This window comes from Bacillus sp. AY3-1 (genome assembly GCF_008368785.1).
Classification (GTDB): domain Bacteria; phylum Bacillota; class Bacilli; order Bacillales; family Bacillaceae_G; genus Bacillus_A; species Bacillus_A wiedmannii.
Window position 1 is genome coordinate 1 of sequence record NZ_QORZ01000034.1, and the last position, 17663, is coordinate 17663.

The following is a 17663-nucleotide window of genomic DNA, read 5'->3' on the forward strand; positions in this document are numbered from 1 at the left end:
ATGGTGACATGTGGAGCTGACGAATACTAATAGATCGAGGACTTAACCATATAATATGAAGCAAATGTTATCTAGTTTTGAAGGAATATGCCTTCATAGTTTGGTGATGATGGCAGAGAGGTCACACCCGTTCCCATACCGAACACGGAAGTTAAGCTCTCTAGCGCCGATGGTAGTTGGGACCTTGTCCCTGTGAGAGTAGGACGTCGCCAAGCAATATTAAACCGCAGTAGCTCAGCGGTAGTGCTTTCGGCTGTTAACCGATCGGTCGTAGGTTCGATTCCTACCTGCGGAGCCATTGGAGAGCTGTCCGAGTTGGCCGAAGGAGCACGATTGGAAATCGTGTATACGTCACAAGCGTATCAAGGGTTCGAATCCCTTGCTCTCCGCCATAGGATTTATCATATTTGGCCCGTTGGTCAAGTGGTTAAGACACCGCCCTTTCACGGCGGTAACACGGGTTCGAATCCCGTACGGGTCACCACTTTTGGAGGATTAGCTCAGCTGGGAGAGCACCTGCCTTACAAGCAGGGGGTCGGCGGTTCGATCCCGTCATCCTCCACCATATAAATTATATGAATAGTATTATCGCGGGGTGGAGCAGCACGGTAGCTCGTCGGGCTCATAACCCGAAGGTCGCAGGTTCAAATCCTGTCCCCGCAACCAAATGGTCCCGTGGTGTAGTGGTTAACATGCCTGCCTGTCACGCAGGAGATCGCCGGTTCGACCCCGGTCGGGACCGCCATTTTAATAAGGCTCGGTAGCTCAGTCGGTAGAGCAGAGGACTGAAAATCCTCGTGTCGGCGGTTCGATTCCGTCCCGAGCCACCATTTATCTTAATAATATACGCCGGCTTAGCTCAATTGGTAGAGCAACTGACTTGTAATCAGTAGGTTGGGGGTTCAAGTCCTCTAGCCGGCACCATGTAAGTTTCGGAGGGGTAGCGAAGTGGCTAAACGCGGCGGACTGTAAATCCGCTCCTTCGGGTTCGGCAGTTCGAATCTGCCCCCCTCCACCATTTACATAGGGGCATAGTTTAAAGGTAGAACTGAGGTCTCCAAAACCTCCAGTGTGGGTTCGATTCCTACTGCCCCTGCCAAATATATTTACACAACATGGCGGTTGTGGCGAAGTGGTTAACGCACCGGATTGTGGCTCCGGCATTCGTGGGTTCGATTCCCATCAGTCGCCCCATTTTTATTTTTAAAATTACAAATAATCTAATTGATACTTACATATAATTAAGTAAGAATTCGATGGGCTATAGCCAAGCGGTAAGGCAACGGACTTTGACTCCGTCATGCGCTGGTTCGAATCCAGCTAGCCCAGCCATTTTTGCGGAAGTAGTTCAGTGGTAGAATACAACCTTGCCAAGGTTGGGGTCGCGGGTTCGAATCCCGTCTTCCGCTCCAATAAAATTTAACATGGCGGCATAGCCAAGTGGTAAGGCAGAGGTCTGCAAAACCTTTACCACCGGTTCAAATCCGGTTGCCGCCTTTCTTTTGTGCCGATGTGGCGGAATTGGCAGACGCGCACGACTCAAAATCGTGTTCCTTCGGGAGTGTCGGTTCGACCCCGACCATCGGTATCATGAACGGCGTAAAAAACTCTATACAATTAGTATAGAGTTTTTTTGTGTTTTCTTTTCATTACATGACAAAATAAGCACAAAAAGTGTACGGTGAGTAAACTGCGAAACATTAAAAGGATAAAAACAAACATTCATTTTTATCCTTTTAATTGTGGTGTTCTATAAAATTCCAGCAAAATATTGTATATACAATATTCCCTTCGAGCACTCTAGAGAGAATTTCTCCACCCCGGTGACATGAAGTTAAATCCGACAGCACCAGTAGATATTAGTACATTATCAACGGTTAAGTTTGTAATTTCTAAAAACCTCTTTTCAAACTCTTCTTTGTTGTACTTGTACATAGTTGAGTGGCACGCCCACATGTGCGTTGAAGTACTCAACCAATCTCCTAATTCCTTTAATTCAGGAAACGACTCAAATTGAATTGGTTCATCTAATTTCATGAATCTCACTTGATAGATAGTTGGGTTTAACTTCTCTCCTATTCCTTTCAGACCATGTGCTTTTTTCTCATGTGAATGTGTCATAATTCTCCCTCCATCTTTCTTCAAATTTTTTCCTGTTTTATTATACAACAATAGAAAGTAGTTATGGGAATATTATGGAAATATGTATTGGCGATATAAAAAGACTCTAACATTTCTGTTAGAGTCTTTTTTGTTAAATTATACTATGTGCTTCTAAAATTCGTAATAAATGTAGAAATTCATGTATAATATAACTTGTCGAAAGAACAAAATGATAGTAATTTATATTATGTCTGTAATATGAATCAAAAATGAACTTTTTATATTTCTTTTAAAAATGTGTTGAATACACATTATATTTCATATTAATATTTTTATGTAGATTTAAAACGGGAAAGAGAGTGGAAAGTATGGGTCGTAAATGGAATAATATTAAAGAAAAAAAAGCATCAAAAGATGCAAATACAAGCCGTATATACGCGAAATTTGGACGTGAGATTTATGTGGCAGCAAAACAAGGCGAGCCAGATCCAGAATCAAACCAAGCGCTTAGAGTTGTATTAGAACGTGCGAAAACATACAACGTGCCAAGAACAATTATTGATCGTGCAGTTGAAAAGGCAAAAGGCGGTTCAGAAGAAAATTATGACGAGCTTCGTTATGAAGGATTCGGACCAAACGGATCTATGGTAATTGTAGATACACTTACAAATAACGTAAACCGTACTGCAGCAGATGTACGAGCTGCATTTAGCAAAAACAGTGGTAACATGGGTGTAAACGGTTCTGTAGCTTACATGTTTGATGCGACAGCTGTTATCGGTCTTGAAGGTAAAACATCAGATGAAGTTCTTGAAATTTTAATGGAAGCAGATGTTGATGCACGTGACATTCTAGAAGAAGAAGATTCTGTTATCGTGTATGCTGAACCTGATCAATTCCATTCCGTACAATCTGCACTTAAAGATGCTGGTGTTGAAGAATTCACAGTTGCAGAATTAACAATGCTTGCACAAAGTGATGTAGAACTTCCTGAAGATGCTCAAGTACAATTTGAAAAAATGGTTGATGCATTAGAAGATCTAGAAGATGTGCAACAAGTTTACCACAACGTAGACTTAGGAGAATAATACGATAGAAGCCCCTGTTCATTTAACGGATAGGGGCTTTTTTTCATGAAGTTAATTAAGAGGATGAATTAGTAAAGGTATTTTGTTTTAGATAGGGGATATGCTTATAGGGATATGTGAAATATTCATTATTGCTAGGAGGCTTAATATGGAACATAAAACACCAAAGCATATCGTTGCTGTAGCAGGTTATTTAACAAATGAAAAAGACGAAGTGTTATTAGCTAAAGTACATTGGCGATCGGATACGTGGGAGTTGCCGGGAGGACAGGTGGAAGAAGGAGAAGCGCTCGATCAAGCTGTTTGTAGGGAAATAAAAGAGGAAACAGGATTAACGGTGAAGCCTATCGGTATTACAGGAGTTTATTATAATGCTTCCATGCACATTCTAGGTGTTGTTTTTAAAGTGGCATACGTGAGCGGTGAAATACAAATTCAGCCTGAAGAAATACAAGAGGCTAAATTTGTTGCTTTAAATGAAGAGAACATAGATGAGTACATAACGCGTCCTCATATGAAATCCAGAACGCTTGATGCGATGAGAGCAACACATTGTATTCCGTACGAAACGTGGGAAGTGCAGCCATATAATTTAATAGCTAGATTGTAAAGAAAAGAGTAGCCGGTTTGAGATACAATCAAATCACTACTCTTTTTTGTATACTGTTTAAGGAAAAGGTCAAAATAATAATAGTGCTAGTGTTGATTTTCGGAACGTTTGTTCTGTATAATGTATGATATATTGTATACATTTAGATTACTAGATACTTACAAATATATATATTTGTAGATGATATAATGAAAATAGGGTGTTTTAATAGGGAAGTATAGGCTTAAGGTATACTCTGCTATTGGTTTAGCATAATCTATATTCAATATTTCAGATGAATAGTAGATAAAAAAAGACTGTGATACAATACTTTTTTATACCTTACAATGATGTAAGGTACATGTAAGAGAAATCGATGGGATGTTTTTTTACAACAAGGTATTCTTAAAGTAAGAGTTATACGCTGTGTGGAAAAGAGGTGTTCAAGATGAAAGAACGAGTATTATCTAGGGTGAACTATCATCAAAAAGTTGCATTAAATCCAATGACTAAATTCTTTTATAAAGCCATTATTTTATTATTATTGTTAAGTTGTACGTTATTATTCATTGGAAATGTAATGATCGAGCAAAGTGATATTAGTAAATTACATGTACCGGCTAAGTTAGAGGTGCCAGAATCATTAACACATGCATTTATTGCGACAGAAGATAAAAGGTTTTATCATCATAATGGTTTAGATTATATAGCGATTGTCAGAGCGTCTGTTGAGAATATAAAGGCTGGTGGTGTTGTGCAAGGTGGAAGCACAATTACACAGCAGTTATCCAAAAATGCTTTTTTAACAAATGAACGTACATTTTCTCGTAAGTGGAAAGAGATTTTCTATACGAAAAAAATTGAACGTACATTTACGAAGGATGAAATTTTTAAATTGTATGTAAGTAATATTTATTACGGAGAAGGAGCATGGGGAATTGAAAAAGCAGCAAACCTTTACTTCGGTAAAAAGGTGAGCCAATTAACGTTGGCTGAAAGTGCAATGATGGCTGCTGTAGTAAAGGCACCCGCTTATTACTCACCTGCACAAAATTATGATAAGGCCGTAGAGAGACGAAATGTCGTTTTGAGATTAATGGAGAAAGAAGGCTATATCAATCATAATGAGTATGTGCAAGCAGTTAGTGAGAAGTTAGTAATTCGTCATGATATAAAAACAGAGCAGTCGATGTTAAAGAGTGCTCGTGAAAAAGCAGTAAGCTAAAGGAAGTTCCTACATAGGAGCTTCCTTTTTTTGAATAAATTGTGACAAATTGTGACACAATATCGTCACAATTATTGTGTTTTTGTAATTTATGTGAGCGTGTTCATTGCGTGACGTATATAAGTGTTGATATTATGTGTATTGTGTACAATGCTGTATACAGAATATGAATTTAAAGAGGAATGTATATGAAATCAAATAAACTCATGGCTCTTGGTGTAGTTTTTTCTATCGCAGTATTGATTGTAATCGGAACAATTGCGTATAGCATCATAAATGACAAAAAAGATAAAGGGAATGAGATGTTTGCTTATTCCACACAACAATCTTTAGGGAAAGATGATGCCCCAGTTAAGGTAGTTGAATTTGGAGACTTCAAATGTCCTGCTTGTCGTACTTGGGATGTAACAGTATTACCACGATTAAAAGAAGAGTATATCGATAAAGGTAAAGTGCAGTTATACTTTATTAACTTCCCATTTATCGGAAAAGACTCTGATTTAGGTGCAGCAGCTGGTGAAGCAATTTATAAACAAGATCAAGATTCATTCTGGATTTTCTATGATGAGATTTATCAAAGTCAAAAGAAAGACACGGAAGAATGGATTACAGAAGAATTACTTCTTAACATTGTGAAAGAGAAGCTTCCGAAAGTTGATGTAGAACAATTTAAGAAAGATTTACACAGTAAAGAAATAAAAGAAAAAGTACGCAAAGATTCAGATCGTGCTCAAAAATTAAAAGTTCAAGGTGCTCCTTCAGTATACATAAACGGAAATCTTGCAAACCCTGATTTCGATAGTATGAAGAAGGCGATTGATAAAGAATTGAAAAAGTGATGAGCTACTCATCACTTTTTCGACTTTTTTCGATAAAATTCTTGCTTCCGTTTTTTTTACATGCTATACTACCTTACATAAGTTATTCTAATATCTTATATTTATTTCATATTTGCGGGTGTAGTTTAGTGGTAAAACAAGAGCCTTCCAAGCTCTGGTCGAGAGTTCGATTCTCTTCACCCGCTCCAAATTTTATTAAATGTTTTTTTATAAATTGTTATCAACGCAGTGTTTCGTTTCTAAGATAAACGAGGCATTGCGTTTTTTAATGTTTGAAAAATATAATTGTATGCGAAAATAGAAGTAAAGAATAGTATTCCAAAAGTGAATTGCTAACCAATAGATCGTTACATAAAGGATGGATTCATCTGAGGAGGCGATTAGGAATGGATTTTGAACAATTAAAGCAAGATGTCATTGCGTATAGTAAAACAATTGGTATAGATAAAATAGGCTTTGCTAGTGCCTCACCATTTGAGGAATTAAAGCAGAGGTTAATCCAGCAACAACAATTAAATTATCAATCGGGATTTGAAGAGTCTGATATAGAAAAGAGAACGAACCCACAGCTGCTACTACCTGGTGCAAAATCAATTATTGCGATTGCATTAGCGTATCCTTCAAAATTAAAAAATGCACCATTAAGTAAGCGCGGAGAACGCCGCGGTATTTTTTGTCGTGCCTCTTGGGGACAAGATTACCATCTTGTTTTACGAGATCGTTTGCAAAAATTAGAAGCATATTTAATCGGAAAACTTCCCGATATAGAAGTTAAGTCAATGGTTGATACGGGTGAATTAAGTGATCGAGCTGTTTCGGAGCGTGCCGGTATTGGATGGAGTGGTAAGAATTGCGCTATTATTACACCTGAATTTGGTTCGTATGTATATTTAGGAGAAATAATTACAAACGTTCCCTTCCCACCAGATCAGCCGATAGAAGATCAATGTGGAAGTTGTACAAAATGTATTGATGTTTGTCCTACAGGCGCTTTAATACAAGGAGGACAGTTAGATTCGAAGAAATGTATTGCATTTTTAACACAGACGAAAGGATTTCTACCGGAAGAATACCGTGACAAAATAGGAAATCGTATTTATGGATGTGATACATGTCAGACTGTTTGTCCGAAAAATAAAGGAATGGATTTTCATAATCATCCTGAGATGGAACCAGATCCTGAGTTAGTTAAGCCGTTATTAACACCACTTTTAACAATTAGCAATCGTGATTTTAAAGAGAAATATGGAATTATGTCTGGTTCATGGAGAGGTAAAAAGCCGTTGCAACGAAATGCAATTTTGGCACTTGCGCATTTTAAAGAGGCATCAGCAATTCCAGATTTAATTGGTGTTATGAAAGACGATCCAAGACCAGTACTTCGCGGAACAGCAGCATGGGCACTTGGGAAAATTGGTGGAGATGGCGTGGGCGAAGCTATTGAAAAAGCGATGCAACGTGAGAAAGATGAAGAGGTTCTTCATGAAATGAATCGCGGACTTGAATTGTTAGCGCAGAAAAAAGAGTAGATAATATCTCCCTTCGTCATATTGTAATATGGGAGGGAGACGAAATGGTTGTAAAAATAAATATTGAAAAGCAAGTACAACAATTTTTAGCATATGTAACAGAGAAACGAACAAATGTAGATGGTATTGCTGAAGATTTATTACAAATAGCACAGAGAAAGAAACAATTGTTTCAAAAGCGTAATGCAGAGATAGTGAAAGCAACTGCGGATGTTTCTTTCATGAGACAATTAAATAATAGCAATCATCAAGAAATTGATTATCAAATACATTTTAAATATTTAATTAAGCATAAAGAATTATTTTATATCGAAGAGGAACAACTAAAACGAAGAGTTTGTTTAAATAATAGCCGGGTAATAGGTGATTATGCTATTGAAGTGCCAGAAGCAGTTGGAATGAGTGAGACGTTAGAAAGGGAAGTTACAAAAGAGAAGTACGGTTCTTATCAGTACAACCGTTTAGAGGCAGTTAAATATGCAGAGCGTTGGTGGGATGATCGAAACCCTGTATATCGTAATTTCCCTGATAATTGTACGAATTTTATTTCTCAATGTCTTCATACTGGAGAAGTACCAATGAATGGATATCCTAATATTCGCAAAGGATGGTGGCAAAGGGAGAATCAGTGGAGTTGGAGCTGGGCTGTCGCACACTCTTTTTATTGGTATTTGTCAGGTGCTACAACAGGGCTTCGAGCTGAAGCGGTAGAAAGGCCAGAGGACCTTATTCTTGGTGATGTCATCGCTTATGATTTCGAGGATGATGGTAGGTGGAATCATACGACGATTGTAGTAGCAAAAGACGCAGATGGTATGCCACTTGTAAATGCACATTCAGCGAATAGCCGTCGGCGTTATTGGAACTATGAAGATTCTAGTAAATATACACCACAAATGAAATATAAATTCTTTCATATTATTAATGGGTAGAGATTTTTCGCTCAAGTGGTATAATACGTAGTAGACAAAAAACAGAGGTGAATATCGCGTGGGAGTACATGTTGTTTTATATCAACCAGAAATTCCAGCAAATACAGGGAATATTGCTCGTACTTGTGCAGCAACTGGAACAGAATTACATTTGATTAGACCGCTTGGATTTTCAACGGATGATAAAATGTTAAAGCGTGCAGGATTAGATTATTGGCAGCACGTGAAAGTTACGTATTATGATTCAATTGAAGAGTTTTATGAGAAAAATAAAGACGGTGAATTCTTCTATTTAACAAAGTATGGCGAGAAAGCTCATACAGCATTTGATTATAGCAAACGTGAGAAGGATTACTATTTTGTATTTGGAAGAGAAACAAACGGCTTACCAGCTAATGTAATCGAAGAAAATTTCGATCATTGTTTACGTATTCCAATGACTGATAAAGTGCGCTCATTAAATTTATCTAATACAGCAGCTATTTTAATTTATGAAGCATTCCGTCAACAAAATTATCCGGGATTAGATTTAGAAATTGTTTATTAAAAGTCGCCATATGGCGACTTTTTTTCTAAAAAAAAATAATATGTAATCATACATTTAAAAAAGGGTACATATTCATATAGAATGGGATATATGAATAAAAATAGATTAGACGGGTTGAGATAAATATGAAGGAACAATATAATAATCAAAATACCTTTTTAAGTATGATAGATATGGATTTAATAAGAAGAGGACTATTACATGCTATTCAAGATTTAGTATTTATTGTGAAAGTTATGGATGAGGAAACCTTTAAATATATTTATGTAAATAAGATAGGTATGGATCATGCGAAGCTAGGCGAAGAATGTTATGGAAAAACGTTTGCTGAAGTATTATCAGAAGATACGGCGGAAATATTGCAAGTGCAATATGCAAAAGTAGCGAGCGAAGCGAAAGCACATACCTTTTGTGATGTAGTTAGTTTACCAAAGGGTGAGTTACATTATGAATCTTCACTTAATCCTGTATTCGACGAAGAAGGAGTATGTCAGTTTATTATTTGTATTACGAGGGATATCACAGCTCAGATTGAGGAAAAGGCAGAGATAGAGGAAAAACAAATGTTGTTTAAGTCGTTATTAGAATATAATAATGACTCCATTATATCTATGGATTCTATAGGTAGAATTACATATGCAAATCCAGCAACGTATGAAATATTTGGATATCGATATGAAGAATTACATAATAAATTTATTTTTGAATTTATTAATAAGGAATATGAAAAAGATTTTCAAATTATATTTAAAGGAGCCCTGCAAGGAAGGGCAAAACAAATTGTTTCAAAGAAATATGTTCATAAAGAAGGGTACGAGCTCTATATTTCTTTGAGAACTATTCCGATTATTGTGAACGCCGAAATTGTTGGGGTATATATTGTTACGAGGGATGTTACAAGGCAAGTATTGAATGAAATGCGAACAGAATATTTAGCTTATTATGACCAATTAACAGGATTAATGAATAGAATTTCATGTGCAAATAAGTTAAATGTTTTTTTAAATGATAATACAGAGTTTGCACTTGTTTTTATAGATTTAGATGAATTTCACCTTATTAATGATACTTTTGGTCATAAAGAAGGAGATAAAGTATTACAAAAAGTTACAGAATGTTTAAGCAGTCTTCAAATAGACGGTATGCACTTATTTAGAGAACACGATGATCAATTTGTTATGTTAATAGAAAATATAACGAAAGAACGTGTAGAGATAGTTGCAAAAAGCATACTAAAAAAGATTAGTGAACATTTTGTAATCGAAGAAGAGGACGTCTATTTAAGTGCGTCAATCGGAATTGTAATGGCTCCAACAGATGGAGAGGATGAAAAAATATTATTCCAAAGAGTGGATGCTGCTTTGGAAAAAGCAAAAGAAAAAGGAAAAGGGCATTATCAGTTTTATTGCAGTGGATTAGATTGTGAGCGTGAACAAAGATTTATAATAGAAAACCAATTGCATCGTGCTATAGAAAAAAATGAATTCTGCTTGTATTATCAGCCACAAATGAATATTGAAACGAAAAAAATAGCGAGTATGGAAGCTTTAATAAGGTGGGAGAATAAAGAATTGGGATTTGTCTCTCCCAATCAATTTATTCCGCTAGCAGAAAGAACAGGGTTTATTATTAAGCTTGATGAATGGGTAGTAAATGAAGTGTGTCGGCAAATACGTGAATGGTTAAATAAAGGATATGAAGTTGTCCCGATTGCAGTTAATATTTCAGCCAGGCACTTTCGCTCGATTACATTAATAGAGATGATTACACGGGCGTTACATAAGTACAATGTACCAGCTCATCTATTAGCGATAGAGGTTACAGAAGGAGCCCTTATGCATAAAGACATATCGAAAAGGGTATTGCTACAATTAAAAGAACAAAATTTAAAGATTCATTTAGATGATTTTGGGACGGGATATTCATCTTTAAGTTATTTAAAAACGTACCCAATTGATACGTTGAAAATCGATCGTTCTTTTATGGAAGGTATACATGTGGATGAACGTGATACGAATATTACAGCTGCAATTATTCATTTAGCTCATACTTTGGAATTGAATGTAATTGCAGAAGGAGTAGAAAAAGCGGAACAAATACAATTTTTGAAGGAAAAGAATGTGAAGTTTGTGCAAGGTTATTATTATAGCCGACCTTTATCAAAATATGATGTGGAAAATGTGTATTATAAATGATTGATAAAAAAAGTGATGTGCTAAGAAGCACATCACTTTTTTTGTGTACCAGGTTTATCATTGTAACCAGATGTGAAAATAGCTGTAAGAAATGTGAGTGATACACCTAAAATTAATAATAATTTCATACTAATATCCCTCCTATTTTTCAGTTTACGAATCTTAAATATGAATCAAAATGTATGTAAGGTTCTTGGAAGAAAAGAATTTATTTAAAATGAATAGAGGTGTAAAAACTTTAATACCTATATTATACAGAATTTTCTTTGAATTTTGGAGAGAATTTTATAGCACTACTGTATATTTCATTTTGATTTAAAGAATGTTTAAGGACATCCTAGCATACCTTTTATAATAATCCGATTGAACAAGGAGATGGGGGAGGAGCTATAATGGATATTCTAAAAAAGATTGAACAGCATCGAGCAGCAGAAGAACGGTTACAATGGGAAGGTACGTTTGCGGAGTATTTAGAGCTTGTGAAGGAAAGACCATGGGTGGCTCAAACAGCACACTCTCGCATTTACAATATGATAAAAGATGCTGGAATCGAAGAAGTAGATGGTAGAAGAAAGTATAACTTCTTTAGTAATCAGCTATTTGGATTAGAGGATGCTTTAGAACGTCTTGTGGAGGAATATTTTCATCCATCTGCAAAACGATTAGATGTTAGAAAACGTATTTTATTATTAATGGGTCCTGTTAGTGGCGGGAAATCAACATTAGTTACGATGTTGAAACGAGGATTAGAAACATATTCACGAACAGATCGAGGCGCAATTTTTGCAATTAAAGGCTGCCCAATGCATGAAGATCCACTGCATTTAATTCCGCATCATTTACGGGATGATTTCTTTGGTGAGTATGGAGTTAGAATTGAAGGGAATTTATCGCCATTAAACGTAATGCGTCTAGAGCAAGAATATGGTTCAAGAATTGAGGATGTAGTTGTAGAGCGTATTTTCTTCTCGGAAGATCGCCGTACAGGGATTGGTACATTTAGCCCGTCTGATCCTAAATCACAAGATATCGCCGATTTAACAGGTAGTCTGGACTTTTCAACAATCGCAGAATATGGTTCAGAATCAGATCCACGAGCGTATCGCTTCGATGGAGAATTGAATAAGGCAAACCGTGGGATGATGGAATTCCAAGAGATGCTAAAATGCGACGAGAAGTTTTTATGGCATTTATTATCGCTTACGCAAGAAGGGAATTTCAAAGCGGGAAGATTTGCGCTTATTTCAGCAGATGAATTAATTGTAGCGCATACGAATGAAACGGAGTATCGTTCCTTCATAGCAAACAAGAAAAATGAAGCATTGCACTCAAGAATTATTGTAATGCCAGTTCCATACAATTTACGAGTGAGTGAAGAAGAACATATTTATGAAAAAATGATTCGTGAAAGTGATGTATCCAATGTGCATATTGCACCGCACACACTTCGCGTTGCAGCAATGTTTACGATTTTAACTCGTTTAAAAGATCCGAAGCGTCCAGATATTGATTTAATTAAAAAGATGCGTTTATATGATGGAGAAACGGTAGAAGGCTATAATGCGATTGATGTAGAGGAGCTGCAACGTGAATATCAAGATGAAGGTATGAGAGGTATTGACCCTCGTTATGTTATTAACCGAATTTCTTCTACAATTATTCGAAAAGAGGTACCATCTATTAACGCATTAGATGTACTTAGATCGCTCAAAGACGGGTTGGATCAGCATCCGTCAATTAGTAATGAAGATCGAGAGCGTTATATGAATTTCATCTCATTAGCGAGAAAAGAATATGATGAAATTGCTAAGAAAGAAGTACAAAAAGCATTCGTGTATTCATATGAAGAATCAGCGAAGACACTTATGGATAATTACTTAGATAACGTTGAAGCATATTGCAATAAATCGAAATTACGTGATCCATTAACAGGTGAAGAAATGAGTCCAGATGAAAAGCTAATGCGCTCAATTGAGGAGCAAATTGGAATTTCAGAAAATGCTAAGAAAGCATTCCGTGAAGAAATTTTAATTCGCATTTCTGCTTATGCGCGTAAAGGAAAACGCTTTGATTATAATTCACATGAGCGTCTTCGCGAAGCGATTCAGAAAAAACTATTTGCTGATTTAAAAGATATAGTGAAAATTACAACATCAACGAAAACGCCAGACGAAAATCAGCTTAAGAAAATCAATGATGTTGTTGCACGCTTAATTGATGAGCACGGCTATAATTCTTCATCTGCGAATGAATTATTACGCTATGTAGGTAGTCTGCTAAACCGATAGTTTGATAACAAAACGCTGTCTCTTGTATTTTGCGGGACAGCGTTTTATTATCCATTTATATGTGTAAAGTGTCATACCTTGTCCAAATGTAATAAATTAAGATACAATTTCATGAATTTATTGTCAATTATTTTTACAATATGCATATGATAGAGTAACCAACCATTCATACGAAAAAAGCCAACACAATACAATATGTTGCAAAGTGTAAATGTGTGCAACTATGCATTGTGTTTCTTTCTTATCAACGGCTGAATATTTCTTTCTAGTATGTGAGTGGCAAAATTTTGTTTAGGATGCTCGGAGTATTATATGAAAAACGTTATATATGTTTATGGGATGAATTTCGATGGGCAGTTATCTTTCATTCTAGCTTGCACAGTATAAAACAAAATTTCTAGCTTACTGTTCATAGGGGAAGACAATTACAGTAAGGAGGGAAAGAAATGGGTGAAGAAAACCAACCAAATTATACGATTTCACAGGAAAACTGGTCCCTCCATCGCAAAGGATATGACGACCAACAACGCCATCAAGAAAAAGTACAAGAGGCAATTAAGAATAATTTACCCGATCTTGTAACAGAAGAAAGCATAGTTATGTCTAATGGTAAGGATGTTGTAAAAATACCGATTCGTTCTTTAGATGAATATAAGATTAGGTACAATTATGATAAAAACAAACACGTTGGGCAAGGAAATGGTGACAGCAAAGTTGGTGATGTCGTTGCGAGAGATGGATCAGGTGGTCAAAAGCAAAAAGGACCAGGAAAAGGGCAAGGAGCAGGGGACACGGCTGGAGAAGATTATTATGAAGCTGAAGTCTCTATTTTAGAATTAGAGCAAGCATTTTTCAAAGAGTTAGAGCTGCCTAATTTAAAGAGAAAAGAAATAGATGAAAACCGGATTGAACATGTTGAATTTAATGACATTAGAAAGACTGGATTATGGGGAAATATCGATAAGAAACGAACGATGATATCCGCATATAAACGAAATGCGATGCGTGGTAAAGCCTCTTTTCATCCGATTCACCAAGAAGATTTAAAGTTCCGTACTTGGAATGAAGTATTAAAGCCAGATTCAAAAGCTGTTGTATTAGCGATGATGGATACGAGTGGATCGATGGGAATATGGGAGAAATATATGGCACGTAGCTTCTTTTTCTGGATGACGCGATTTCTACGAACGAAGTATGAAACAGTAGATATTGAGTTTATTGCCCATCATACGGAGGCAAAAGTAGTTCCAGAGGAAGAGTTTTTCTCAAAAGGAGAAAGTGGCGGAACGATATGTTCTTCTGTATATAAAAAAGCACTCGAGCTAATTGATAATAAATACTCACCAGACCGCTATAATATTTATCCATTCCATTTTTCAGACGGTGATAATTTAACATCAGATAATGCTAGATGTGTAAAGCTTGTCGAAGAGTTAATGAAGAAGTGTAATATGTTTGGATATGGGGAAGTGAACCAGTACAACCGCCATAGTACCCTCATGTCAGCCTATAAAAATATTAAAGATGAGAATTTTAGATATTATATTTTAAAGCAAAAAGCAGACGTATTCCATGCGATGAAGAGCTTTTTTAAAGAAGAAACCGGAGAAAAAATGGCATAACCCCCTTAAAAAGGGGGTATTTTTTTGTTAACTTTTTATTTTTTTAGTTGACAACGATAATGAAAATAATTATCGTTTATTCGAGATATGATTACATTTAGATTTATATATTTTGGAGGAGATGTAAAGTTGAAAAAAAATAAAAGAAAACATATAAATGCGATGATTATCGCTGCGGCGTTATCACTTCCATTTGCCACGTATTCAACGCCTGCTTTAGCGGCAGTAGCAATTGAGGCTAATAAAAAGGGCTATGCTTTAGAAGATGGTACATATGATGCTGTTATGAAAGCATATAAAGATAAAACGAATGAGGAGTCTATGGCAGCTGTTTATATAAAGGATCCTAAGTTAACGATTGAGAATGGAAAGAAAATGGTAACGGCAACGTTAAGTGATAGTGATTTCTTCAAATACTTGAAAACAGAAGATATTCATACTCCTGGTGTGTTTCATGATGTAAAAGTAATATCAGAAGATAAAAAGAAAAACGGAACGAAAGTGATTCAGTTTGAAGTAGGAGAATTAGGAAAAAGATATAATATGCAAATGCATATTTATATTCCGACAATGGCCTATGATAATAAATATCAAGTGCAGTTTGAAGTAAATGCTTTAAATTTAGAAAATAATGTTCCAGAAAAGCAAAAGGAAAATAAAGAGGATCAACAGGATGAAGACGGAAATGTAATATTAGATAAGCAATTACAAAGGCATATTAATAAGTATAATTTAAATAGAGAGAATCTAAATACGCCAATAACTAAGGAAGATTTATTAAAAGTTAAATCTTTAATAGTCGTTGAAGCGAAAAGTAAAGGAATACAAGACGTAACTGGTTTAGAATATATGACGAACTTAGAAACCTTAACATTGGAAGAAGTTAAGTTAGAAAATATAAAATTTATCTCGAGTTTGAGACAATTGAAATCATTAAGTATAACTTATGGTGAACTTAAAGATATTGGACCTTTGGCTGAGTTAGAACATATCGAAAGTTTAAGCTTGAGAAACAATAAAATCTCGGATTTAAGCCCATTGAGTCAAATGAAGAAGATCAAAATGCTAGATTTAAATAGTAATTATATAAAAGATATTAAACCATTATTTACAGTAACAACTTTAAAGACTTTGACTGTAGCAAATAATCAAATTAGTAATACTAATCTTGCTGGGATCGAGCAATTGAAGAATGTGAAGAGTTTATCTTTAAGTAACAATGGACTGACTAATATTGAACATATTACACCAATGAAAAAGTTAGTAGAGTTAGATCTTTCTAAAAATGAATTAGAAAACATCGAACCTGTATCAAGATTGTCTACCGTACAATCACTTAATTTAGAAGAAAACTATATCTCAGACATAACGCCACTTAGCCAATTAACAGGTTTATACGATTTAAAGCTAGGGTCAAATGAAATTCGTGATGTTAGACCGGTTCAAGAGTTAGGGAAAAGAATGTACATTGATATTCAAAGACAAAAAATCTTTTTAGATGATGTAGAAAAAGATAAGGAAGTTAAAATACCTATCTATAATTTACAAGGAGAGCCACTCGATACTGTTCAATTAAAGAATGGAGATGGAATAGTTAATAATGGTTCTGTTAAATGGAGTACTACTGGTGAAAAAACATACGAATTTATGTTGGATATAAAACCAGAAGAGAATCGTATTAAGTTTAATGGAACAGTAATTCAAAATGTTGTTGAAAGGTTAGATGAAATAAAAGGAAATGATGAACAAAAGGAAAATATAATTCTTGATAAAACTTTACAACAACATATTAATAAAGAGAATTTAGGTAGAGAGAATTTAAACGCTCCTATCACAAAAGAAGATTTATTGCAGATTAAAAAATTAGAGATACTTAAAGAAAAAGGGGAAAATATAAAAGATATAACAGGTTTAGAATATATGATGAACTTAGAAAAACTTACTTTAGAAGGAGTAGGTTTGAAGAATATTGAATTTATCTCAAACTTAGAAAAGTTGAACGATGTGAATGTATCTCATAATCAGATTGAAGATATAACACCACTATCTTCATTAAAAAGTTTACAGTGGTTAAATCTTGCTGATAATCAAATTAAAGATGTTTCAGTTCTTAGCCCAATGTTAGACCTACTCAGTTTAAAATTAGCTGGAAATGAGATTCGTGATGTAAGGCCGTTAATACAATTAGGCCAATGGTTTTCAATTGATGCCGGAAGACAGAAAATCTTTTTAGATGAAGCAAAAGTAAATGAAGAAATTCAAGTTCCTGTATATGATTTAGAAGGAGAAATTATTGAGAATATAAAACTGACAAGTGAGGGTGGAACATTTAATAACGGAGTAATAAAATGGAGTACTCCAGGTGAAAAGGTGTATAAATTTGATTTAGATTCGGATGAAATTAGTATAAGTTTTAACGGAACAGTAATCCAGAATATAGTTGAAAAAGAAGAAGAAAAAGAACCAGCAAAAGAAGTTGAAGAATCAAAAGAAGAGCCAAAAGAACCAGCAAAAGAAGTTGAAGAATCAAAAGAAGAGCCAAAAGAACCAGCAAAAGAAGCTGAAGAATCAAAAGAAGAAGTAAAAGAACCAACAAAAGAAGTTGAAGAATCAAAAGAAGAAGTGAAAGAACCAGCAAAAGAAGTTGAAGAACCAAAAGAAGAAGTGAAAGAACCAACAAAAGAAATTGAAGAATCGAAAGAAGAA

General features: G+C 35.2%; 12 protein-coding genes, 16 tRNA genes and 1 rRNA gene. 28 read left to right on the forward strand and 1 reads right to left on the reverse strand.

What is annotated here, in order from left to right; genetic code table 11:
- The first annotated feature begins 99 nt into the window (after positions 1 to 99).
- From rrf to DN389_RS26950, 16 genes are all read left to right on the forward strand, one after another.
- Positions 100 to 215 (forward strand): 5S ribosomal RNA (gene rrf, locus DN389_RS26875).
- Between the two features lie 8 nt (positions 216 to 223).
- Positions 224 to 298, forward strand: a tRNA-Asn gene (locus DN389_RS26880).
- 2 nt (positions 299 to 300) lie between these two features.
- Positions 301 to 392: transfer RNA gene (locus tag DN389_RS26885), tRNA-Ser, on the forward strand.
- Between the two features lie 17 nt (positions 393 to 409).
- Positions 410 to 484, forward strand: a tRNA-Glu gene (locus DN389_RS26890).
- A 5-nt stretch (positions 485 to 489) separates the two neighbouring features.
- Positions 490 to 565 (forward strand) — tRNA-Val (locus tag DN389_RS26895).
- 24 nt (positions 566 to 589) lie between these two features.
- Positions 590 to 666 (forward strand) — tRNA-Met (locus DN389_RS26900).
- Positions 667 to 669: 3 nt separating this feature from the next.
- Positions 670 to 745, forward strand: a tRNA-Asp gene (locus DN389_RS26905).
- 9 nt (positions 746 to 754) lie between these two features.
- Positions 755 to 830 (forward strand) — tRNA-Phe (locus DN389_RS26910).
- A gap of 18 nt (positions 831 to 848) precedes the next feature.
- Positions 849 to 924: transfer RNA gene (locus DN389_RS26915), tRNA-Thr, on the forward strand.
- A 10-nt stretch (positions 925 to 934) separates the two neighbouring features.
- Positions 935 to 1018, forward strand: a tRNA-Tyr gene (locus DN389_RS26920).
- Between the two features lie 7 nt (positions 1019 to 1025).
- Positions 1026 to 1099, forward strand: a tRNA-Trp gene (locus tag DN389_RS26925).
- Positions 1100 to 1118: 19 nt separating this feature from the next.
- Positions 1119 to 1194 (forward strand) — tRNA-His (locus DN389_RS26930).
- Between the two features lie 63 nt (positions 1195 to 1257).
- Positions 1258 to 1332 (forward strand) — tRNA-Gln (locus tag DN389_RS26935).
- A 5-nt stretch (positions 1333 to 1337) separates the two neighbouring features.
- Positions 1338 to 1412, forward strand: a tRNA-Gly gene (locus DN389_RS26940).
- 14 nt (positions 1413 to 1426) lie between these two features.
- Positions 1427 to 1497, forward strand: a tRNA-Cys gene (locus tag DN389_RS26945).
- 9 nt (positions 1498 to 1506) lie between these two features.
- A tRNA-Leu gene (locus tag DN389_RS26950) sits at positions 1507 to 1588 on the forward strand.
- A gap of 212 nt (positions 1589 to 1800) precedes the next feature.
- Here DN389_RS26950 and DN389_RS26955 read toward each other — a convergent pair.
- Positions 1801 to 2121, reverse strand: coding sequence for a DUF3884 family protein (locus DN389_RS26955; protein ID WP_046956772.1), 321 nt, complete (start codon positions 2119 to 2121; stop codon positions 1801 to 1803).
- A 350-nt stretch (positions 2122 to 2471) separates the two neighbouring features.
- Here DN389_RS26955 and DN389_RS26960 point away from each other — a divergent pair, with 350 nt between their 5' ends.
- The 12 genes from DN389_RS26960 to DN389_RS27015 all read left to right on the forward strand — a co-directional run.
- Positions 2472 to 3191 (forward strand): YebC/PmpR family DNA-binding transcriptional regulator, encoded by a 720-nt coding sequence (locus tag DN389_RS26960; protein WP_000532975.1) that lies wholly within the window; start codon positions 2472 to 2474, stop codon positions 3189 to 3191.
- 148 nt (positions 3192 to 3339) lie between these two features.
- A complete protein-coding gene (locus DN389_RS26965) occupies positions 3340 to 3801 on the forward strand; it encodes an NUDIX hydrolase (RefSeq protein WP_149237773.1) in 462 nt (153 codons plus the stop codon).
- 427 nt (positions 3802 to 4228) lie between these two features.
- Positions 4229 to 5005, forward strand: coding sequence for a transglycosylase domain-containing protein (locus DN389_RS26970; RefSeq protein ID WP_088082526.1), 777 nt, complete (start codon positions 4229 to 4231; stop codon positions 5003 to 5005).
- Between the two features lie 188 nt (positions 5006 to 5193).
- Positions 5194 to 5844: a DsbA family protein gene (locus DN389_RS26975; protein WP_000841323.1), complete on the forward strand. Its 651-nt coding sequence runs from the start codon at positions 5194 to 5196 to the stop codon at positions 5842 to 5844.
- Between the two features lie 114 nt (positions 5845 to 5958).
- Positions 5959 to 6032: transfer RNA gene (locus tag DN389_RS26980), tRNA-Gly, on the forward strand.
- Positions 6033 to 6230: 198 nt separating this feature from the next.
- Positions 6231 to 7373, forward strand: coding sequence for a tRNA epoxyqueuosine(34) reductase QueG (queG, locus tag DN389_RS26985; protein WP_046956770.1), 1143 nt, complete (start codon positions 6231 to 6233; stop codon positions 7371 to 7373).
- Between the two features lie 44 nt (positions 7374 to 7417).
- Positions 7418 to 8305 carry an amidase domain-containing protein gene (locus DN389_RS26990; protein WP_000260555.1) on the forward strand — a complete coding sequence of 296 codons (888 nt, stop codon included), beginning with the start codon at positions 7418 to 7420 and terminating at the stop codon, positions 8303 to 8305.
- Between the two features lie 58 nt (positions 8306 to 8363).
- Positions 8364 to 8852, forward strand: coding sequence for a tRNA (uridine(34)/cytosine(34)/5-carboxymethylaminomethyluridine(34)-2'-O)-methyltransferase TrmL (trmL, locus tag DN389_RS26995; protein ID WP_000538149.1), 489 nt, complete (start codon positions 8364 to 8366; stop codon positions 8850 to 8852).
- Positions 8853 to 8977: 125 nt separating this feature from the next.
- Positions 8978 to 11047 (forward strand): sensor domain-containing protein, encoded by a 2070-nt coding sequence (locus DN389_RS27000; RefSeq protein ID WP_149237774.1) that lies wholly within the window; start codon positions 8978 to 8980, stop codon positions 11045 to 11047.
- 392 nt (positions 11048 to 11439) lie between these two features.
- The gene (locus DN389_RS27005) at positions 11440 to 13335 is read left to right on the forward strand and encodes a PrkA family serine protein kinase (RefSeq protein ID WP_000353275.1); all 1896 of its coding nucleotides are present in this window, start codon (positions 11440 to 11442) and stop codon (positions 13333 to 13335) included.
- 446 nt (positions 13336 to 13781) lie between these two features.
- Positions 13782 to 14957 (forward strand): sporulation protein YhbH, encoded by a 1176-nt coding sequence (yhbH, locus tag DN389_RS27010; RefSeq protein ID WP_088121237.1) that lies wholly within the window; start codon positions 13782 to 13784, stop codon positions 14955 to 14957.
- Between the two features lie 129 nt (positions 14958 to 15086).
- Positions 15087 to 17663, forward strand: a 2577-nt coding sequence (locus DN389_RS27015; RefSeq protein ID WP_149237775.1) for an NEAT domain-containing protein, incomplete at its 3' end; no start/stop codon positions are given.